At 45.3% G+C, this 21,224-nt stretch carries 21 protein-coding genes; 12 read left to right on the top strand and 9 right to left on the bottom strand.

The window, feature by feature from the left end; translation table 11 throughout:
* The first annotated feature begins 84 nt into the window (after nucleotides 1–84).
* From fumC to ACH59B_RS13170, 4 genes are all read left to right on the top strand, one after another.
* The gene (gene fumC / locus ACH59B_RS13185; protein ID WP_016820785.1) at nucleotides 85–1,473 is read left to right on the top strand and encodes a class II fumarate hydratase; all 1,389 of its coding nucleotides are present in this window, start codon (nucleotides 85–87) and stop codon (nucleotides 1,471–1,473) included.
* Nucleotides 1,474–1,677: 204 nt separating this feature from the next.
* Nucleotides 1,678–3,144, top strand: a complete 1,467-nt coding sequence (locus tag ACH59B_RS13180; protein ID WP_016820786.1) for a potassium/proton antiporter — start codon at nucleotides 1,678–1,680, stop codon at nucleotides 3,142–3,144.
* 218 nt (nucleotides 3,145–3,362) lie between these two features.
* Complete coding sequence (locus ACH59B_RS13175; protein WP_016820787.1) at nucleotides 3,363–4,484, top strand: phosphodiester glycosidase family protein; 1,122 nt, start codon at nucleotides 3,363–3,365, stop codon at nucleotides 4,482–4,484.
* Nucleotides 4,485–4,525: 41 nt separating this feature from the next.
* Nucleotides 4,526–5,530: a stalk domain-containing protein gene (locus ACH59B_RS13170; protein ID WP_017427021.1), complete on the top strand. Its 1,005-nt coding sequence runs from the start codon at nucleotides 4,526–4,528 to the stop codon at nucleotides 5,528–5,530.
* A gap of 116 nt (nucleotides 5,531–5,646) precedes the next feature.
* On the opposite strand, the gene ACH59B_RS13165 is transcribed toward ACH59B_RS13170, so the two are convergent.
* Complete coding sequence (locus tag ACH59B_RS13165; RefSeq protein ID WP_016820789.1) at nucleotides 5,647–6,186, bottom strand: helix-turn-helix domain-containing protein; 540 nt, start codon at nucleotides 6,184–6,186, stop codon at nucleotides 5,647–5,649.
* A 271-nt stretch (nucleotides 6,187–6,457) separates the two neighbouring features.
* On the opposite strand from ACH59B_RS13165, the gene ACH59B_RS13160 reads away from it, so the two are divergent.
* Both ACH59B_RS13160 and ACH59B_RS13155 read left to right on the top strand, forming a co-directional pair.
* Complete coding sequence (locus ACH59B_RS13160; RefSeq protein ID WP_016820790.1) at nucleotides 6,458–6,871, top strand: DoxX family protein; 414 nt, start codon at nucleotides 6,458–6,460, stop codon at nucleotides 6,869–6,871.
* Nucleotides 6,872–6,920: 49 nt separating this feature from the next.
* Nucleotides 6,921–7,787: a VOC family protein gene (locus ACH59B_RS13155; RefSeq protein ID WP_102998025.1), complete on the top strand. Its 867-nt coding sequence runs from the start codon at nucleotides 6,921–6,923 to the stop codon at nucleotides 7,785–7,787.
* A 71-nt stretch (nucleotides 7,788–7,858) separates the two neighbouring features.
* On the opposite strand, the gene glsA is transcribed toward ACH59B_RS13155, so the two are convergent.
* Nucleotides 7,859–8,797, bottom strand: coding sequence for a glutaminase A (glsA, locus tag ACH59B_RS13150; protein ID WP_017427020.1), 939 nt, complete (start codon nucleotides 8,795–8,797; stop codon nucleotides 7,859–7,861).
* Between the two features lie 176 nt (nucleotides 8,798–8,973).
* Between glsA and ACH59B_RS13145 the strand changes: the two genes are divergently transcribed.
* The gene (locus ACH59B_RS13145) at nucleotides 8,974–9,255 is read left to right on the top strand and encodes an AMP-binding protein (protein WP_017427019.1); all 282 of its coding nucleotides are present in this window, start codon (nucleotides 8,974–8,976) and stop codon (nucleotides 9,253–9,255) included.
* 167 nt (nucleotides 9,256–9,422) lie between these two features.
* Here ACH59B_RS13145 and ACH59B_RS13140 read toward each other — a convergent pair whose 3' ends face one another.
* The gene (locus ACH59B_RS13140; RefSeq protein WP_017427018.1) at nucleotides 9,423–9,734 is read right to left on the bottom strand and encodes a hypothetical protein; all 312 of its coding nucleotides are present in this window, start codon (nucleotides 9,732–9,734) and stop codon (nucleotides 9,423–9,425) included.
* A 290-nt stretch (nucleotides 9,735–10,024) separates the two neighbouring features.
* Between ACH59B_RS13140 and ACH59B_RS13135 the strand changes: the two genes are divergently transcribed.
* The 5 genes from ACH59B_RS13135 to katA all read left to right on the top strand — a co-directional run bounded on the left by ACH59B_RS13135 (nucleotide 10,025) and on the right by katA (nucleotide 14,747).
* Nucleotides 10,025–10,930 (top strand): NrtR DNA-binding winged helix domain-containing protein, encoded by a 906-nt coding sequence (locus tag ACH59B_RS13135; RefSeq protein ID WP_017427017.1) that lies wholly within the window; start codon nucleotides 10,025–10,027, stop codon nucleotides 10,928–10,930.
* 31 nt (nucleotides 10,931–10,961) lie between these two features.
* Entirely contained in the window at nucleotides 10,962–11,444 is a 483-nt protein-coding gene (locus ACH59B_RS13130) for an NADAR family protein (protein ID WP_017427016.1), read from the top strand.
* A gap of 5 nt (nucleotides 11,445–11,449) precedes the next feature.
* Nucleotides 11,450–12,349 carry a TIGR02452 family protein gene (locus ACH59B_RS13125; RefSeq protein ID WP_017427015.1) on the top strand — a complete coding sequence of 300 codons (900 nt, stop codon included), beginning with the start codon at nucleotides 11,450–11,452 and terminating at the stop codon, nucleotides 12,347–12,349.
* Between the two features lie 49 nt (nucleotides 12,350–12,398).
* Nucleotides 12,399–13,001: an adenylyl-sulfate kinase gene (cysC, locus tag ACH59B_RS13120; protein WP_017427014.1), complete on the top strand. Its 603-nt coding sequence runs from the start codon at nucleotides 12,399–12,401 to the stop codon at nucleotides 12,999–13,001.
* Nucleotides 13,002–13,289: 288 nt separating this feature from the next.
* Nucleotides 13,290–14,747, top strand: a complete 1,458-nt coding sequence (katA, locus tag ACH59B_RS13115) for a catalase KatA (RefSeq protein ID WP_017427013.1) — start codon at nucleotides 13,290–13,292, stop codon at nucleotides 14,745–14,747.
* A gap of 121 nt (nucleotides 14,748–14,868) precedes the next feature.
* On the opposite strand, the gene ACH59B_RS13110 is transcribed toward katA, so the two are convergent.
* Genes ACH59B_RS13110 through nikA form a run of 6 tightly spaced genes read right to left on the bottom strand, consistent with a single transcriptional unit; the run spans nucleotide 14,869 to nucleotide 21,157 of the window.
* Nucleotides 14,869–16,179, bottom strand: coding sequence for an MATE family efflux transporter (locus tag ACH59B_RS13110; protein ID WP_017427012.1), 1,311 nt, complete (start codon nucleotides 16,177–16,179; stop codon nucleotides 14,869–14,871).
* Entirely contained in the window at nucleotides 16,146–16,988 is an 843-nt protein-coding gene (locus tag ACH59B_RS13105) for an ABC transporter ATP-binding protein (protein WP_017427011.1), read from the bottom strand. The genes ACH59B_RS13110 and ACH59B_RS13105 overlap by 34 nt, the downstream gene beginning before the upstream one ends.
* On the bottom strand, nucleotides 16,981–17,817 hold the full coding sequence (locus tag ACH59B_RS13100; protein WP_017427010.1) for an ABC transporter ATP-binding protein: 837 nt from the start codon (nucleotides 17,815–17,817) through the stop codon (nucleotides 16,981–16,983). Before ACH59B_RS13100 ends, ACH59B_RS13105 begins: the two co-directional genes overlap by 8 nt.
* Before the next feature lie 7 nt (nucleotides 17,818–17,824).
* Nucleotides 17,825–18,679 (bottom strand): nickel transporter permease, encoded by an 855-nt coding sequence (gene nikC, locus ACH59B_RS13095; RefSeq protein ID WP_017427009.1) that lies wholly within the window; start codon nucleotides 18,677–18,679, stop codon nucleotides 17,825–17,827.
* Nucleotides 18,676–19,620 (bottom strand): nickel ABC transporter permease, encoded by a 945-nt coding sequence (gene nikB, locus ACH59B_RS13090; protein WP_017427008.1) that lies wholly within the window; start codon nucleotides 19,618–19,620, stop codon nucleotides 18,676–18,678. The genes nikC and nikB overlap by 4 nt, the downstream gene beginning before the upstream one ends.
* Nucleotide 19,621: 1 nt before the next feature.
* Complete coding sequence (gene nikA / locus ACH59B_RS13085) at nucleotides 19,622–21,157, bottom strand: nickel ABC transporter substrate-binding protein (RefSeq protein WP_017427007.1); 1,536 nt, start codon at nucleotides 21,155–21,157, stop codon at nucleotides 19,622–19,624.
* Nucleotides 21,158–21,224: the final 67 nt, after the last annotated feature.

The raw sequence follows: 21,224 nt of genomic DNA, 5'->3' as shown, positions 1-21,224 counted from the left end.
ATAACATTTGAAATTTAATGTATAATAGGCAAAGAAGATCACCATATTTTGTCTGAATTACATAGGCCAAGAGGAGGAAATGAGTTGAACTACCGCATTGAAAAGGATACGTTGGGCGAAATCAAAGTACCGGCAGATCGTTTGTGGGGAGCGCAGACACAGCGCAGTAAGGAAAATTTCCCGATTGGCTCGGAGAAAATGCCATTAGAGGTCATTCAGGCGTTCGCGGTACTCAAAAAAAGTGCGGCGATCAGCAATTATAAGTTGGGTAAGCTATCTCAGGAAAAACAGGATGCTATTATTTATGCAGCGGATGAAATTCTAGCTGGACGAGTTGATGACCATTTCCCATTGGTTGTATGGCAGACAGGGAGCGGTACGCAGTCTAATATGAATGTCAATGAAGTGATTGCTCATCTAGGCAGCGAATGGTTACAAGAACAGGGAAAAGATGCGAAGCTGCATCCGAATGACGATGTGAATATGTCGCAAAGCTCAAATGATACGTTTCCTACAGCGCTTCATGTAGCGGGTGTCATTGCGGTCGAGGACCGTTTGTTGCCTGCCATTGACAAGCTGAAAGAGACTTTTCAACAGAAGTCAGAACAGTTCAAGGATATTATCAAAATTGGTCGAACCCATTTGCAGGATGCGACACCGCTTACACTGGGTCAGGAAATTAGCGGCTGGTATGCCATGCTGGACAAAAGCAAGCGAATGATCGTCGACATGGTTCAATATATGAAGGAGCTGGCGATTGGCGGAACAGCAGTGGGCACAGGAATTAATGCTCATCCAGAGTTTGGCTCCCGAACCTCTGCGGAAATTTCCGGCTTCACTGGCAAAACGTTCACTTCTGCACCTAATAAATTTCATGCGCTGACCAGTCACGATGAAGTGGTGGCTGTACATGGAGCAATCAAAGCGCTAGCTGCGGATTTGATGAAAATCGCCAATGATGTTCGCTGGCTGGCTAGTGGTCCGCGAAGCGGCTTGGGGGAAATCACGATTCCTGCTAACGAGCCGGGTAGCTCCATTATGCCAGGTAAGGTAAATCCCACCCAGAGTGAAGCACTGACGATGGTCGTTACGCAAGTCATGGGTAATGATGCAGCTATCGGATTTGCAGCAAGTCAAGGTAATTTTGAACTGAATGTGTTTAAGCCAGTAATCATATACAACTTTTTGCAATCAGTTCATCTACTGGCCGATTCCATCATTGCTTTTAATGACAACTGTGCCGTTGGCATCGAGCCCGATCTCGCCAAGATTGAGCACAATTTGAATAATTCACTAATGTTGGTGACAGCATTGAATCCACATATTGGATATGAAAATGCTGCTAAAATCGCCAAACTTGCACATGCAGAAGGGCTGTCTCTAAAGGAAGCGGCACTCCGCAGTGGACTGCTGACGGAAGAGCAGTTTGACCAATATGTTGTACCAGCACATATGATTCAGCCCAAAGCCTAAGCACGACGAACGGGTACAGCTTGAGAAATTTAAAAAAAATGTACAAACCAGCTTGTGGAGTGCGGAATTTAGCACAGACCATGAGCTGGATTTTTTGATTTTCTCATATATTTTTTTACTTATGATTAGTATTCTGTGTGATTTGAGGGTATATAGTTAGAAGGCGAAAAAATGAACATTTATTTTCAAGATAGGAGAAGCCGTATGGAACAGACAACCGTGATTAATTTGATTGTGCTTTTGCTGTCCGGCTTGCTGCTGGTCGGTGTGCTGACTACCAAATTTTCCAGCCGTTTCGGTATGCCTGCGCTCGTTTTGTTTATTGCTGTAGGCATGGTGCTCAGTCAGTTTATTTATTTTGATAATGCCTTTATCACACAGCTGGTGGGCATTCTCGCGCTCATTGTAATCTTGTTTGAAGGCGGGATGCAGACAAAGTTTACAGATGTTAAGCCAGTAATTCGACCTGCGTTGTCATTATCAACGTTAGGGGTCATCATCACGACTGTAGTCATTGGCGTGTGCGCCAAGTTTATTTTAGGCGTAAGCTGGATGGAATCCATGCTGTTTGGCGCTATTGTCGGATCGACAGATGCGGCAGCTGTGTTTTCCGTTTTAGGAGGTAAAAACATCAAAAAGCGAATTACCTCGACGCTTGAAGCGGAATCCGGCAGTAATGACCCGATGGCTGTATTTCTCACAGTAACATTGATTGAGCTGATACATCACCCTGAGCAATCCATTTGGATACATATCTTGTTGTTTTTATGGGAAATGGGTTTTGGTCTAGCCGTTGGTTTTGTACTCGGACGCTTAGGTGTATATGCGATTAATAAAATGAATTTTGATTCATCCGGTTTGTATCCTGTAATGGCATTGGCATTTGCAGTCTTGACGTATGCGGCGGCATCATTACTGGAGGCGAGCGGATTGCTGGCGGTATATGTCATGGCCATTGTATTGGGAAATTCCGACTTGACCTACAAGCGATCCATTATCCATTTTAACAATGGCTTCGCCTGGATGGTGCAAATTATGATGTTTGTCTTGCTCGGCCTATTGGTCTTTCCCGATCAATTGCTGGGCATTGCGTGGCAAAGTTTGGCGCTCTCCTTCATCCTCATGCTGGTGGCTCGTCCAATAGGTGTGTTCCTAAGCTTGCTTTTTTCCAGGTACTCTGTTCGCGAGAAGACACTGTTATCCTGGGCAGGACTGCGGGGAGCGGTACCCATTGTACTAGCAACTTATCCATTACTGGACGAAATGGATGTAGGACCTTTGTTTTTTAATGTCGTATTTTTCGTTGTGCTCACCTCTGCGATTATTCAAGGTACCACGATCTCGTGGCTAGCGGTGAAGCTTGGCTTGATGGACCCTAACGAGACATCGTCGCCTTCACTGTTGGAATTAGTTTCTTTGGGAAAAACCACTTCGGAAATCAACCACATTCAGGTACAAAAGGGGATGTCGATAGCCGGCAAGGCGATTCAGGATATACAGCTGCCTGAAGACATCTTATTCACAGCCATTATTCGGAACGAGCAAATTATTGCCCCGAGAGGTACAACTGTGATTGAACCGGGCGATACTTTGTATGTGCTTAGTCCCAAACTTAAGCGCCAGCAGATGAAAGAGCTGTTCATGCTACTCGAACCGGAGGCTGCTCCGTAAATAGGATATCCCCCTATTTACAGCCCTTCACATTTATGTGAAGGGCTTTTTGCTGTATTCTTTTTAAGAGTGGATGAATCTGTTAAAAAATTGACACTATCATTCTACAAAATTAGTTTATGATATTGTCGTTAGATGTCGCAGCCTATCGCTACTGATCATTTGATGGGCAATAGTGAAGAAATACGATAGAAGTCACCAAACAGGAGAGATGATGAATGAAACCGGAAGTCTTGCCACAGCGTGCAGCAGCTCGCAGGCAGAAAAATAAGAAAAAGAAACGAAAAGGAAAATTTGGTCGCTTTATGTTGCGACTTTTTATTGTATTCCTGTTAGCAGGAATTGGGGGCGGTGCATGGTTGTTTTTAACCCCTTCTGGCAAGGAGATGCGCTATTTGGCTGCGGATACGCTGATTACGACTCAGCATCGTCACTGGGCGAAATATTTTATCGGCGAAGCAGAGGCGAAGAAGCGCGTGGCTGAATATTCGGCCCGGTTCGAAGAGATGGGAGAGGAAAAGGATAGACATACAATCAATCTGCCTGATCTGATACCTACTAAAGTACAACAGACGCCGTTGGTTGAAGTGGAAGAGGTATCGGGTCGTAACTATCATGGCTATGTTATGACGGTGCATGACCCCACTAAAATTAGGCTCGGGGTTCCTGCTAAAGTCGGCCGGGGAGAACATGTATCTAGTATGGTCGAGCGTTTGGGGGCCGTTGCTGGTGTAAACGGCGGTGGATTCGCTGATCCCAACTGGAACGGAAATGGCTTTAAACCGATTGGTGTTGTCATTTCTCAGGGCCAGATATACTACAACGATATGGGTAAAAATGCCTCTGTTCAAATCGTAGGTATTGATAAACAGGGAAAAATGATAGCCGGTCACTATTCGTTGTCCGAGTTGTCCAAAATGAATGTGCAAGAAGCGGTTACTTTCCAACCACGCCTAATTGTGAATGGAAAAGGTCTGATTCGCAATGCAAGCGAGGGATGGGGCATTGCTCCCCGTACCGCGATGGGACAGAGAGCAGACGGGGCAATCCTTTTCGTAACCGTCGACGGTCGCCAGCCTGGGTACAGCATAGGTGCCAACTTGTATGATATGCAAAATATTTTACTTAAGCATGGAGCGGTTATCGGTGCTAATTTGGATGGAGGTTCATCAACGGTGCTCGTCAAGGATAACACCATTGTCAACAAGCCTTCCTCTGAATACGGAGAACGATATTTGCCGACTGCGTTTCTCGTATTTGAGCATCCAGAGACCGTCAGTATTCCGAACATCTGGGCAGGGATGAGACCTGGAGACATTGACGCAGCCAAAAAGAAATAGAGCCGGAATGAACAAGTCTATTAAGTGAACGGAGACTCATAATGAAGCTAGATCGAACAGGATTTCAGCGATTGTTTGTCGCCTTGCTGATGCTACCATTGCTCTTGACAACAATGCACCAAGGAGAAGTCGAAGCGGCTGAACAGGGAACCACAGCACCTCAATCAACACCACAAACAGATATTGTTATAGCCGGTCAACCCTTAAACAACAAGACCAAATCTCTATTGATTGACGGTAAGCTCATGGTACCGCTTAAACCTTTGGCTGAAGCTGTAGGTGCAAGCTACCATTGGGATGCTAAAAAAAAGCAGGTCACGCTGCAAAAGTGGGCAGAACCCTTAGTTCTTAAGGAGCGATTACGTAAGAGCAAGCAGCAGCTTACATTTGAGGTTGTAGGTAAAGACGTATATGTGCCTCTTAGAGATGTATCGCTTGATTTAGGTTATACGTTAGAGAAGACAAATACACAGATTCAGATCCAGCCACCGATTCACGGTAAACTAAAAGAACAAATATATGAGGGAGATCTCGTGGCAGCACGTGAAGCATTAATCCACTTAGAAAGACGTTCTGTCCATCCTTATATAGAAGAACATCGTCCTAACACTGAGCTGCTGTCCAGTGTCTATATGTTCCCCCAAGGCGAAGCATTGCGGTATTTTACAGTGAACGGGGATGTGCTGAGTCTGGTTGAAGTGAAGGACGGTTTTCCGATTGTTACCTATCAAGGGTATGTGGGAGCTCCCTTTGATAAAACCTTTACGATGGAATACGATCCACTGGAGCTGTTTTTGGCTAATAAAGCCAAAGATCAGTGGGGAACCTATCCGAAATTAAATAAGCCGCTGATCTACGAGTATACTACAGGATGGGGGGACAGCAGCTCTACTTATTATGGGCGTATTACTACGGATAAAAAAGAAGAGTTGTTGGGTACGACGGGTGATCCGGTAAGCGGGCTCCCAGCCAATGCCAAGCAGATCATGAAAACCTTTAAGCTGCCGTGGGAATCACGTACAGATGCCCAGCAGGCGATGGGATAAGTTTAGCAGAGTAGCTACTACAAAAAAGCGTGTATCGTTGAAGTTAATTTAACTTCCCGGTACACGCTTTTTACAATGAAATGGGTAATGAATATTGTGATATGCTCAAATCTTGTTTAGGCGTCATTTTCTGCTTCGAGAAACACGGAGATCAGAATACGCGCGTTGTTTTCTCCAACATTTTTGGCATAGTGGGGGATGGCTGCTCTCCAGCTAAAGGAATCTCCTGCTTCCAGAGTAGCTGAATCCTCACCCTGCTCCACGTATACCGTACCCTCCAAAATAAAATGAATCTCATCCCCTGCATGAGCATGTTCTTCTTCTGTAGATGAGCCTGGCGGCATGTCCACCAGCATCATTTTGACATTACCCTGACCACCCAAATGATCGACCTGGAGTTTGTTTTTACCATACAATGTTTTACGACGCTCGTCCTTACGAATCACTTGCATCCGTTCCTCTTCTTTAAGAAGCAGAAAAGCGAGAGGTACGTTCAGCGCATTAGCGATGCTGTCCAATGTAGCGATGGAAGGGGAGGTTTTATTATTTTCGACTTGACTCATAAATCCTTGAGATAGACCGGTTCGTTCGCAGATTTGCTGGATGGATAAATTTTTACGTTTACGAGCCGCACGAATGTTGCATCCTATACCCATAGAGCGTTCCTCCTTTTAGGGAAATATAATATATACTAATTTATTATTCATCATACCAAATAATTTGTTGACAGACTATAGTTTCTTATGCTAAATTCACATTACAAAATAATTATTACTATTACTAATAATTTGAGTGTAATTCATACTTATGTGTTGCAGTATAGATTCGGACGTCATTATTTTTTTGGCTAAATTATTAGTAATATAAATTAATTATTCATATACGCTTGTATGAGTGTATTAAAACAAACAGAATGGAGAGATAAAGATGAGTTCAGCAAGCAGAAATGTTTCTACAATTATGCGGGTGGCGCTCGGAATTTTGTTTTTGGCGCACGGAATTGCTAAATTCCAAATGGGATTGGGTAATGTTGCAGGCTGGTTTTCCAGCATTGGTGTCCCAGGATTTTTAGGTTATGTCGTTGCGGTGATTGAGTTGGTCGGCGGGATTGCATTAATTCTTGGATTGCTTACTCGCTATGTATCCGGACTTTTAGTTATTGTATTGATCGGCGCTATTTTCACGGCCAAATTGTCCGGCGGGTTGATGGGGAATGGTCAAGGCGCTGGCTATGAGCTGGATATTGCTTTTATTCTGGTAGCTCTTCATCTCGTATTTGCGCCGACAACTCGCTGGTCTCTGGATTCTTTGTTCAGCCGTCGTGGGTCAACAGAACAATAAATTTGATTAAGCCTTAGTCCTCCAATCCATGTAGAAAGAGGGAAATCTCATGACAGCACATATTCATGACAACACTAAAATCGGGCAGGTTTCATTAAAAGTTAGTAACTTGGAGCGCTCTATTCAATTTTACACTGAGGTCATTGGTTTACAGCTTCTACGTCAAACAGCGGATACCGCTGAATTGACTGTTGACGGAAAGCATGCGCTACTGATTCTTAACTATATTGAAAATGCAGTTATTCTGCCGCGCCAGTCTGCAGCCGGATTGTATCACTTTGCTATTCTTCTACCGGATCGTATAGCTCTGGGTTTGTCTTTGCGTAATCTGCTGGCTCATGAGATTGAAATCGGACAGGGAGACCATGATGTAAGTGAAGCATTATACATCCATGATCCCGATAATAACGGAATTGAAATCTATGCGGATCGTCCTCGTAATCAATGGAAAAAAGATGCAAATGGATTTTACATGATGGGAACTGGACCTGTGGATGCAGAAGACCTGATTGCCATTTCTGAAAATTTACCTTGGCAGGGACTGCCACAGGGAACGGTAATTGGGCATGTTCACTTCCATGTGTCTAATTTGCTCACAGCACAGCAATTTTATTGCGATGTGCTTGGCTTTGACATTACATGCCGATATGGATCTTCAGCCTTGTTCGTTTCCGCAGGTGGTTACCACCACCATATGGGCTTGAATATATGGGCAGGTGAAGGAGCGCCACCAGCTCCCGAGCAGGCTGCTGGATTGGATTATTTTGAACTGATTGTTCCAGACCAACAAGAATTGGATGCCATTACTGCTCGTTTGACTGCGACAGGTTATCGATTACAAGAACGTGATGGGGCCTTGTATGTGGCTGACCCGTTCCGTATTCAAATCAAATTGGTTCAGGGTCAAACCATTTAACATAGCAAGAACGTAACAGAAAAGGGTATTCCTATGAGCCGTACTGGCTGGGAATACCCTTTTTTTATATCCTAAAACAAACTCCAATCCAAATCGCGGGACATTGTCTCCAGCAAGTGTACCCCCGCTGTACTGTTGCCCATACGATTCAATGAAGGTCCCACTAACCCGATGCCGTATCGTCCAGGTACCATCGTCATTATACTGCCAGATACGCCGCTTTTGGCAGGGAGTCCGACTTGAATGGCAAATTCACCAGAGGCGTCATACATACCGCATGTTGTCATAAATGTTTTGGCGATCTGTACATAGCGACGAGGGATCAAAGGTATACCTGTGACCGGATCACGGCCGTTGTAGGCTAGTATGAGTCCCATACGTGCTAAATCTGTACAGTTTAATTTGACAGCACAATGTCTGAAATAGACGTCAAGCACATCCTCCACATGACCTCTTAAAATCCCCTTTTCCATTAGAAAATAAGCAAGGGAACGGTTCAAATGGCCTGTGGCTGATTCTGAATCGTAGACATCCTGATCATATTCCAATGTGTCATTATGAGTAAGCAGACGGAAAAATTGAAGAACACGGGCAAATCTCTCTTCTGGACTGTTTCCGCGAATCAGAGAGGAGACCGCGATTGCTCCGGCATTAATCAGTGGGTTAAATGGAATCCCCGGCTCGACTAGTTCTAGCTTTAGCATGGAATTAAAACGGTCTCCGGTAGGCTCCATACCTACCTTAGAGAAGACAACGTCCTCTCCATTATCCATCAAGGCCAGAATGAGCGTAAATACCTTTGAGATGCTTTGCATCGTAAACTGGATTTCCGTATTTCCGGCTACCACGGTCTCACCCGCACCGTTCATGACCACAATACCCAGCGCGTCGGCCGGGGCCTTGGACAGTTCGGGAATATACGCTGCTACCTTGCCATGAATATACTCATGACGGCTTTGTTCTACCCATTCCGGCAGTTTGGTCTGTAGTCTCTGCCACTCCGATGTCATTTCTTTTCCTCCAGTCGAGTAACCAATCTGTGGTATTTATTGTAGAGCAAGAAGTAGCTATATACTTATTTTAAAGAAATGTTCAGTCGAAAAACAAGCTCTGATGTCATTTCTTTTTCTCCAGTTAAATCCCCAACCTATTGTAATATCTGGATTATGGCTGACAGGAGAAGGAGATGAAGTTGAGCATGTTACATGGTATGTTAGCGGATTACCCACGGGAGAAAACGATTCATCAGTTGTTTGAGGAGCAGGTTGAGCGCACACCGGACCATGTGGCGGTTGTACTTGGGGACAAGCACTTGACGTATGCTGATCTGAACAAACAGGCCAATCAGCTTGCACATGCTTTGCGGGTCAAAGGTGTAGATAAGGACGAGCCCGTCGGGATCATGGTCGAATGCTCATTGACTATATCGATACCGAACTTTATGTCGATAACTCAAAATCGTTTTTGAGCAGTCTACAGGAGCTTGAAACCGATGACCTTTGGTACAAGTAAAGTGAAGTGAAGTGAAGTAAGGTGAAGTAAAAAAACTGCCGACAGGGTCGACAGTTTTAGTTTAAAGACCTTCTGATGATTCAATTGGATTCATCAGAAGGTTATTTTGCTATGTACTAGAAATCAATAATAGCTGCTGGAATTTAATGAGCTTATGATCGCAGGCAATAAAGCAACAGCCATAATGATATAGATAACAATTACAATAGCGGCCCATAGCAGGCCTGCTTTAGCGTAGTTCGCTTTGCTCGGATTTGTCGAGCCGCTAAAAGCCCACACAAACAGCATAACAATTCCAACTACTGGTATTGCCATCAGGAGTAAGCTGATCATCCACTCCTTGAATGAAACAGGTGGCGGGTAAACAGGGGCGGGTCTGGACGGTGCTCCTTGTTGATTGTATTGCGGATTAAACGGGTTAGACGGGTTAGACAATTGAATCTTCTCCTTACGTGTTTAGTATGTTGTGTTTCCTATATTGTCCAAAACATCATACATGATATGACAATAAGCAACAAGTAAAATTCAGTAAACAGTCTAATAGTACTATCACATGACCAAAAATAGGTCTATACACCCTATTGACGAAGCGCTAATTATATATTAACGTATTGATATTAACATTTTGTTTTTATCAAATAATTTAAATTGAAATTTTTATAGAGTATTCGTTGCTTTTGAAGCAAAAGCGATGATGTCCCAAATATGAGCAGGAGGTGACACAAGTGACAGATAGATCGAAATACAACGACAGTGGCTTGACGGAGGAGCAATTTTTGGCCCTTTATGATGCGAATCAATATGAGCGTCCATCCGTAACGGTAGATATGCTGCTATTTACTGTAATGGATCAGCTCCAGCAGAATTACCGTAAGCTACCGGAGAAAACACTTCAGCTCCTATTGATCCAAAGAGGAGAGCATCCTTTTATAGGGCAATGGGCGTTGCCTGGTGGTTTTGTAGGCATGAATGAAAGCCTCGAAGAAGCTGCACGACGCGAGCTTAAAACCGAAACCAACGTAGATCAGATTTATATGGAACAGCTGTATACTTGGGGAGATGTGGCACGTGATCCGCGTATGCGGGTGATCAGCTGTGCTTATATGGCGTTAGTCGATCATGAATCTTTGGAGGTACAGGCAGGAGATGATGCCGCAGATGCTCAATGGTTTGAGCTGGATTACAGTGTGGCTCAGGAGACGCGGACGAATCAACCGGAAGGTTATACGTGGGAGCAAAACATTGACATCACATTGAAGCATGCGGACATCCTTCTGTCAGCCAAAGTGAAAGTAACTGAAATTCTTAAGGGGAAAACCATAGAAATCAAGCGAGAAGTCTTGGAGTCACAGGGAATTGCTTTTGATCATGCCAAAATTATTGCGTACGGTATTGAGCGTCTACGCAGCAAAATTGAATATACCGATATCGCATTTCACCTGATGCCAGCTCTATTTACACTGAGTGAACTTCAGCAGGTGTATGAAATTATTTTAGGTAAAGAACTGTTGGCCGCGGCTTTTCGTCGTAAAATAGCAGATCTTGTGGAAGAAACCAATGAATACAGGAAGGCGGCCGGACATCGTCCGTCCAAGTTATACCGATTTAAGCCACGGTCACGTTTTATATAGCATAAAAAGGAAGAAGAAATGAGGATTAGTCATGGAGAAGTTTACATTTTTTTATCGCAGTCATTCACCATTTTCGCAATGGTACCCTTGTGAATTTGTCGTGGATGGATTGGAATTTAACTGTGCTGAGCAATATATGATGCTGAAAAAAGCGCAGCTTTTTGGAGATGATGAGGCAGCCCTGAAAATTATGCAAGCTCCTACCCCAAGGGAGCAAAAAGCCCGTGGTCGCAGTGTACGCGGATTTGACCAATCCTTATGGGAAGCAAATTGTCAGCAATTCGTGTATGACGGGAATTATGCCAAGTTCACCCAAAATACGAATTTGCTCAAGCATCTGCTTAAAACGAAGGGTACTACTCTGGTTGAGGCTAGTCCGACGGACACCATCTGGGGTGTCGGTTTAGCTGAAAATGATGCTCGTATACAGTACCGGAAACAATGGCGGGGTACGAACTGGCTCGGCGAAATATTGACGAATTTACGTGAGGATCTATTGCAAAAGGAGGATTAGTTATCATGAATCACACAATGAATTCCCGGAGTAAGCGGGATGCCAGGTCACATATGGCGCATGAAACACTGTCCATTATGGAGAATGGGCATTATACGAATACCAAACAGATACAAGTAAATATTGCTAAAGAGGTAGGGAATGCGGTCACAGGTTCGAAACTATATAGACCTTCTCAACTGGTAGCTGTAAAGCAAGAGGCAGAGCAAAGAATAAAAAGTATATTAGGAGCTTCTTCCCATGTTGACGAACAGGCGATCATTGGGAACATGGAAGTTACGGGAGAAAGTACGTTGCAGGCCGCACATAGACTCCGGGTCGAGGAGAAGCGGGAACACGTAGCATGTTTGAATTTTGCATCAGCCAAAAACCCAGGAGGTGGATTCCTCGGAGGCAGTCAGGCTCAAGAGGAAAGCTTGGCTCGTTCGTCAGCACTGTATCCTTGTATTTCACAAATGGTGGAAATGTACCAACATAATCGGAAGCTGCGGAGCTGTTTTTATTCAGATTATATGATTTATTCTCCTCGAGTTCCTGTATTTCGGGATGATCAGGGAACATTGCTGGAAGAGCCGTATCTAGTCGATTTCCTGACCGCGCCTGCTGTGAATGCTGGAGTCGTGCATGAACGGGAGCCAGAGCAGGTCAATCGGATTGGAGAAGTTATGTTGGAGCGCATTCGTTACATTTTGGGAATGGCCATGCAAAACGGTGTAGAACATCTTGTGCTTGGTGCTTATGGTTGTGGAGTATTCCGCAATAAGCCGGAGGAGGTAGCCAGTTGGTTTAAGCAAGTACTTGTAACTGAAGGATATGGATTCCTGTTTAAACGGGTTGTCTTTGCGGTATTGGACCACAAAGCAGAGCAGCGTACTTTAAACAGTTTTAAAAATGCTCTATCCTGATGTTAGAGACAGATTAAACATTAATACTGATGAAATAGGAGAGTGCTGAATGAACCCATCTTCCAACATTACCTGGCATGTATCAGAAGTGGATAAGCAAGCTCGACAGCTTCTGAACGGACATAAGAGTCCGGTGCTTTGGTTTACGGGGCTGTCTGGCTCGGGAAAGTCAACGGTATCCTCCACACTCGAAAAAGCGTTATATGCAAGAGGTATACGTACATTTATTTTGGATGGGGATAATGTTCGGCATGGTTTGAATCGCAATTTGGGTTTCCTGCCCGCTGACCGCAAAGAAAATATTCGTCGTATAGCCGAAGTGTCCAAGCTAATGGCCCATGCGGGTGTTCTAACGATTTGCGCCACCATTTCGCCTTATCGTGAGGATCGTGAAATGGTAAAGGACATTTTACAGCAGGAGGGCTGTTACGAGATTTATATCCGATGCAGTCTAGAGGAATGCGAGCGTCGTGATCCAAAAGGCATGTACAAGAAAGCAAGAGCTGGAGAAATCCAACATTTTACAGGGATTGATGCTCCATATGAAGTACCGCTGGAACCTGATTTAATCGTATCTACGGAAGGCCGGGAGGTAAAGCAGTCGGTACAGGATATTTTGGATTTTCTCGATAGAAAGCAGCTCTTATTATGATTTTATGATGAATTCTATATGAATATTGTCTGAAAGTCTCTATAGCAAAACCTAAAGAAGTGATCAATGCGATCATTTCAGAATATAGAAATTGAAGTCACTTTATTGTAAATAAATACAGCACTATATTACGGCAAGCCTTAAGGGGCTTGCTTTTTTATTTGTGATTTTAAACTAATTCTAAATCCTACATTATAATTATTATAAAAAAGTATTGATTTTTGTTTGTGCACAATTTATAGTGAAAGGCACAAGGTCAACCAATTCAATCAAGAGGTGATTTCAATTATGAGTAACCAACCAACGAACCTGACTACAAGCTGGGGCGCTCCTGTTGGAGATAATCAGAATTCGATTACAGCAGGCTCACGGGGGCCTGTACTAATTCAGGATGTGCATCTGCTGGAAAAATTGGCGCATTTTAACCGGGAGCGTGTGCCGGAACGGGTTGTTCATGCCAAAGGTGCGGGGGCACACGGATATTTTGAAGTCACTAATGATTTGTCTTCATATACAAAAGCAAGCTTTTTGTCCGAAGTGGGTAAGCGTACACCGATGTTTATCCGTTTTTCTACTGTGGCAGGTGAGCTAGGCTCGTCCGATACTGTACGCGATCCACGTGGATTTGCGGTAAAGTTTTATACAGAAGAAGGAAACTATGATCTCGTGGGCAATAATACACCTGTCTTTTTTATTCGGGATGCCATTAAATTTCCTGACTTTATTCATACGCAAAAACGTCACCCCCAAACGCATTTGAAAAACCCGAATGCGGTCTGGGATTTCTGGTCCTTGTCTCCTGAATCGCTGCATCAGGTAAGTATTCTCATGTCTGATCGCGGTATTCCCGCTACACTTAGACATATGCATGGTTTTGGCAGCCACACGTTCAAGTGGGTGAACGCCGAGGGACAGGCCGTATGGGTGAAATATCATTTTAAAACAGAACAAGGCATACAAAATCTCGATGTGGATTTAGCTGCGAAAATTGCCGGTGAAAATCCTGATTATCATATACAAGATTTGTTTAATGCGATTAAAAAGGGCGATTTCCCGGCATGGAAACTTTATGTGCAGATTATGCCCATAGAAGATGCGGATACGTACCGTTTTGATCCATTTGATGTGACCAAAGTATGGTCTCAAAAGGATTACCCGCTGATCGAGGTAGGGCGCATGGTGCTGAATCGCAATCCTGAGAACTACTTTGCTGAGGTAGAGCAGGCGACATTCTCGCCGGGTTCATTTGTTCCTGGTATTGAGGCTTCCCCGGATAAGATGCTGCAAGGACGCCTGTTTGCCTATGGTGACGCACATCGCTACCGTGTCGGTGCAAACCATAATGCGTTGCCAATCAACCGGCCGCATGCGGAAGTTCACAACTATCAACGCGATGGTGCATTGCGCAGTGACGGTAATGGCGGGGGATCTGTCTATTACGAGCCGAATAGTCTCGGCGGACCGAAAGAATCATCTGCTCACAAAATTGCTCCTTTTGAAGTGTCTGGCGAGGCACAAAGTGTAGCCTATGATCATCACGATCACTACACACAACCAGGGGACCTGTACCGCTTGCTGAGTGAAGAGGAGCGCTCACGTCTGGTCCGAAACATTGTAAATGCCATGAAGCCTGTAGAAAGTGATGAAATCAAACTGCGTCAGATCGGTCATTTCTATAAAGCTGATCCTGAATACGGGCGTCGTGTAGCGGATGGTCTGGGCTTGACCGTACCACAAGGCGAGTAGAAGGATTGGCAAACGCCTAACCTGAAAGCCGTATGAATAAATAATAAAAGGATGTCCCCACACCACATATATGGTGGAGGGGACATCCTTTGTTTTTGAGAGTCATGTAAAGCAGGGGCTACTAAATCCTCTTCAACCGAGGTAAGTAGACCACCAGAAACAGTGACCGTCCCAGGGCAAAGATGATAAAGGATAACCAAAGTCCATGATTCCCATAATGAGGAACGCACCAGAAGAGAGCAATCAAAAAGCAGACCAGTGAAATCAGCATCGAATTACGGATCGGATACGTTACCGTCATCCCTGTAAACACACCGTAGAATACCAGTCCCAGCCCGGCTGCTAGGGGAAAGACCACCAGCCACCCATTGTAAGGAGTCGTCAGGCTAATCACTGTAGCATTCACCGTAAATAGCGAGATCAGCGGATCTTTCAGTGCAAGATACAATCCTCCCGTCACTACACTGGTAACCAGTGTCCAGAACCAGGACAAATGAATAACTCTCTGCAGCATTTTACGATCCCCGGCACCACGAGCCTGACCCGTCATGATGCTACTGGCGTTGGCGAACCCGTCAAAAAAGTAAGCCATAATGTAATGGATCTGCAACAAAATAGCATTTGCCGCCAACTGATCGGTTCCAAAGCTCGCACTGCGCGCCGTAAACAGATTAAACATCGTCAACAGGCAGGCAGTACGAATCATGAGATCAAGGTTCGTCGCCATGACTCTTTTTAACCCTGAGGCACCGAACCATTCTCGCCAATTCCTCTGTCCGCTGCGCTTCCATTCTCTCCAAATCGGTGAACGGAACACCAGTACAAGACCCAATACACATGCAAGAGCTTCTGCAATCAGGGTAGCGCTTGCGACCCCAGCGACATTCCAATGCATGACCTGTGTAAATACAATAGCTAATAGCATATTAATCACATTCATGGATATTTGTAAAAATAGTGTAGCTTTCACGCGGGACAATCCCATCAGCCATCCGAGCAGCACATAGTTCACTAATGTAAGGGGTGCTCCCCAAATACGGATGTTAAAATAAATTGCTGCTTGCTCTGCCACATCCTGAGCTGGATGGATGAGCTGGAGAGAAGCTAGCAAAATGGGCTTTTGCAATACAATAAATACTGCACTAATGAGTAGAGCTATGGCAAGTGGGCGCATGAGAGCAGCTATGCCTTGATCGTTATTTTGTGCCCCTGCGGCTTGTGCTGTGAAAGCTGACGTACTGACTCGCAGAAAGCCAAACAGCCAATATAAAGTATTGAAAATAAGAGTACCGACTGCCACGCCGCCTAAATAGGCAGAGTGGCTTAAATGACCGATTACTGCTGTATCCACCGCACCGAGTAGCGGGGTTGTAATCGTCGAAATAATTAAAGGGATTGCTAAAGCAAGATAGGCTCGGTGGGAAGGCAGCATGTTGAAAAAACCTCCAGTAACGATTGTGTATAGGGATGCTGATCCGAATGAAATAATGATTCCTTGGAAAAATGCTCAAGCACACGGCCATCTTTCATAACCATGATTCGATCACTCATAAAGTGCACAGCCGCCAGATCATGCGAGATAAACAGATAAGCCAGTCCAAACTCATCCTGCAAATCCTTAAGCAGATTCAAAACCGTGGCTTGTGTGGTCACATCCAAACTTGCAGTCGGCTCGTCCAATACGATAAAATCCGGTTCTGTGCTAATGGCACGTGCAATGGTTACACGCTGCTTTTCCCCACCACTGAGCTGATGTGGGAACTTATCCAGATAGCTGGCCGGAAGCTTTACCATACCTAACAGTTGTTCTGCTATATTCCGACGTCCGGAGGGCATACCCGCCATAAAGGAAGGAACATAGCACTTGAGCTGATCCAATGGCTCCAGCAGTGATTGCAGAATGGTTAGTCTGGGGTTCAAAGCTGCGGATGGATGTTGAAATACCGCCCCCAGTCTGCTGCGAATCCGTTTTAATTCACTTCGCTTTAATCCTCGAATGGACTGTCCGCCCAATCTAAGCTCACCTTGATCAAACGGGTCCAATGTCAAAATACAGCGAGCGAGTGTGCTTTTCCCACTGCCGCTTTCTCCGACAACACCCAGACATTCTCCGGGCAAGACCGACAGAGTAACATCGTGCAGCACAGTTTTGCCCCCAGTGTAAGCCTTCGTCAAACCGGAGACGGTAACAACAGGATTAGAGCTGTCTTGCCACTGAGCGCAGGCGGCTTGATTATTCATGTAATATGCTCCTTCCCGGTGCAAGCTGTTCATCAGTGCTATTGCATGGCAAACGCGAAGGAGCGCCTGGAGACAGCGGCGGAATAGCCGCCAGCAAGCGACGCGTATAGGGATGGACTGGATGGTCTAGCACCGCTTGCGTTTGGCCAGCTTCAACCAAAACACCTGTACGCATTACGGCAATTCGATCCGCATACTTCCGTACATGCCGTAGATCGTGAGTAATCCACAAGACGGAAATTCCCGTTTCCATCCGGATTTGATCAATGAGCTGGAGTACTTGGTGTGCAGTCAGCGTATCCAGCGCAGTTGTGGGCTCGTCGGCAATAAGCAGCTTTGGCTTTAGAAGCAGTGCAGCTGCAATAGCCGCTCGCTGCAATTGACCGCCGCTGAGCTCGAATGGATAGCTGCGGTACACACGTTCGGCGGGAAGCTGTACGTGCTCAAGCACCTCGATACAACGCTGTTTACGCGCTTTACGGTCTTGCTTGCCGTGAGCACACATCAGCTCGTCGAGTTGGCTGCCTACACGTAAAAAAGGTGTAAAAGCCCCGTGATAATCTTGAAAAATGTAAGATATTTCACTGCCAAGCAAGGAACGTCTTTGTTTAACAGGTAGGGCAAGCAAATTCTCGTCATTCCACATGATGATTCCTTCAGCGCTAACAGAAGCGGGGAGGAGACCGCCAATAGCGAACGCAGTCATGCTTTTCCCGCTGCCGCTTTCGCCTGCCAGAGCACACCATTCTCCCGGATGAATGGCAAGTTCCAGTTGTTCTACAATCGTTTTTGCTTTTGTTCGAATCGTTAAGCCTTCAATAGTCAGCATGTATAGTTCACTCCTCTGACCGGGTTCTAACATCATATCGGTCGCGTAGCTTGTCTCCAAACACGTTCGCCAGTAGCACGGTGAGTACGACAGCTATGCCGGGACCAAGCATTAAATGGGGTGCCATTTGAAAATATGCACGCCCTTCATTCAACATCGTTCCCCATTCGGGAATGGGCGGTTGAGGACCTAAGCCCAAAAAAGATAGAGAGGCGATCATTAAGATGATTTTGCCGATATCCAGCGTAGCCAGTACCAGTACATTCCCAATGGCATGGGGTAGAATATGCCGCATGACAATTCGCAGGGAGGAGGTACCCGCAAGTATCGATAGCGAAATGTAATCCTTTTGCTTTTCAGCCAGAACGGTACTGCGCACCAGGCGGGCATAACCAACCCATTTTACTGCAGACACCGCAAATATAAGATTCCCTAAGCCTGGTCCAAGCAGGCCGCTTAGCACAATGGCAAAAATATAATCAGGCAAAGTCATGAAGGCATCGACTACACGTTGAAATACACGATCCACCCAGCCTCCAATAAATCCTGACAGCAGACCGAGGGGAACCCCGACAACCAGTGAAACGATCAAAATCAACAAACTGGTTCCGACTGTCGTCCGTAGTCCTGCTATGACTCTCGACAGCACATCTCTACCCAAATGATCGGTTCCCAGCCAGTGCATTGCACTGATCGGTTGAAGTCGACTTCCCATTTGGATATGATACGGATCTTGCGGAGCTAAGAAGGGTATGACTGTAATGGCTGTAAGAATAAACAGGATGGAAAGTGATCCGATCCATGCTTTGGACAATCGTGCCCTGGTGAACTGCCTGTTTTCCGCATGTACGGATTCTATCATGATAAACGTTTCTCCTTCAAAGCAATTTCAGGATTGACCCAACGGTAGGACAGCTCTACCAAGATATTGAGACATATAATGAATACGGCCATAAAGATTGTATAGCCCTGTATAATGGGGTAGTCTCTCGCGGCAATTGCATCCACAATCCATTTGCCAAGCCCCGGATAGGCGAATAGCACTTCGATCACCACCGTACCTCCCAATAGGCTGCCTATGCTCTCGCTGAATACCGTAATAAGTGGAACTAAGCTGTGACGGAACATGTGTCTAAAAAAAATGCGAACCGGACTGATTCCACGCGCTTGCGCTGCTTTGATAAAATCCTGCCCCGAGCTTTCAATCAGACTTGCGCGAATCATTCGTACATAAACAGCCGCCATTGCCAATCCGAGGGTAAGAGAAGGGAGGACTAAATGGAAAATGGTCCCATCACCCATAGACGGCAAAATACGCAATTTAACCGCAAACCATTCGATAAACAAAAGACCTAACCAAAAGCTGGGAATCGAGGAGCCAATTAAGGCAAACACACGACTGGCACTGTCAATCCAGCGGTTACGGTACAGCGCGGACAATGTGCCTAACGGGAGAGCTATCAGCAGCATAATGAACAGGGAGCCTCCAGTCAGGAGAAGTGTATAAGGCAGCTTTTCTATAAACTCTGTCAAGACTGGACGATGGGTTAAATAAGATTGTCCAAAATCCAACTGGAGCAACTGAACCAGCCACTTACCATATTGCACAGGCAATGGCTGATCCAGCCCCAATTGGCTACGCATATCTGCAATTTGCTGATTGGATACAGCTACATCATCTACTCGAAGAATGCTCCGAACGGGATCGCCCGGAACAAGCTTAAGCAGACAGAAGCTCACAAAGGAAAGAACAAGAAAAAACAACATAAACGTCAGAAACTTTTTGGCAATGGATTGAAACATGCTAGTTCACATCCAAGTCCTGGGTCAGCAGATAGTATTCACTTTGGCTGGTTACCCAGTTATGTACGTAATTACGATAGGCCACTACGTTGTTTGGATGAACTAGAAAGGATTGCAGATTTTCTTGGTCAATCAGCGTGACAGCCTTCAGCGCCAGCTTGTTGTGCTGCTCCTCATTCACAGTTGTGTTCAGTTGTGTAATCATACGCTCGAGTTCTGGTATATGCATACGACCGTAATTCAATGCTCCCTCCGGCATATAGGCCGCATTCAGGAAGTAGCTTGCATCGCCGCGCGGGGCTGTAATGTTACTGTAAGTCGCCAAATCCCAATCCTGATGAGCGGCCAGATATTCATCAATATTATCAACCTGACGGATATCAATCGTGATGCCAAGCTCCTTAGCGTTAGCCTGAATTAGCTGCGAAATGAGTGGGAGTTCTGCTCTCGACTGGTAGGTTAACAATGTAAAATGAAGGGGGGAGCCATCAGGATTCGTAATTTTGCCGTTCTGCACTGTATATCCAGCCTCTTTGAAGCCTTCTCGCGCCGCATTCAAATCAAACTTTTTCGTAATATATTCCGGTGAAAAAGGAAAATCCGGCAAGAACGGACCTTGCGCAGGGGTTCCCTGACCAGACATGATACCGCTCGCAATCTCATCTCGGTTGATCAGATGATCAAATGCTTTGCGCACAGCTGTTTTTTTCAGATCATGATTGTTCATATTGTAAATAAGTTGGTGCGTCCGCAGGCTGGGGAGAGAGTCAACTTTAACGGTAGAATCAGCTTTCAAGAGTTCCAGACTTTCAATGGGCGGACGGTACACAATATCGGCTGTTTTAGCTTGAAATGCAAGCTGACGTGCATTGGCGTCTTCGTTAAACATGAACTTGGCATGTTTCAGCTTTACTTCACCGTTCCAATAGTGCTCGTTGCGCTCCAGATTCAGTTCACTTCCGGCACGGAAACTGGCAACCTGGAACGGCCCCGTTCCCGATGGGAAGTCACCTGTGGCTGTGGTGTCCATAATTGCGGTATTCGGATGAACCAGCTCAGATACAAATTCCGGGAAGGGCTTGTCCGTCGTAATGCTCAAGGTCTGCCCTTCTGCATGAATATCACGGATATGTAGTGCATTTTTGACCGATGGATTGAGCTTTAGCGCTCTTTCCAGAGAGGCTTTGACAGCTGCCGCATCTACGGCTTTACCGCTATGGAATTTCACGCCTGGTCGGATGCTAAAGGTCCAGTGTCGCCCGTCCTTACTATCCCATTTCTCTGCAAGCCAAGCTTCCAGCTTGAGATCCTTATTCACTTTGATCAATGTTTCATTTACTCCAGCACGAACGGCTGTGTAATTAATATCTGTATGAGGATCAATAGAAGGGCTTTGCACGTTGAACAATAAGGTGACACTCTTATCTTGTGGTGCCGTAGAGGATGTGGATGTAGTTGATGGAGATGAAGCACAGGCTGTCATCATCACCGCCATTACCGCGGGTATAAATAGTTTGAAATATGAACGTTTAAACAACAGGGAGTCCTCCTTAATAGTAATCGTAATTTTTACGCTTTACTCCGTGAGTCATATCGTAACCAAA

It is taken from the genome of Paenibacillus sp. DP01 (assembly GCF_044784315.1).
In the GTDB taxonomy this organism is placed as follows: domain Bacteria; phylum Bacillota; class Bacilli; order Paenibacillales; family Paenibacillaceae; genus Paenibacillus; species Paenibacillus polymyxa.
This window is presented reverse-complemented; position numbering and strand designations above follow the sequence as displayed.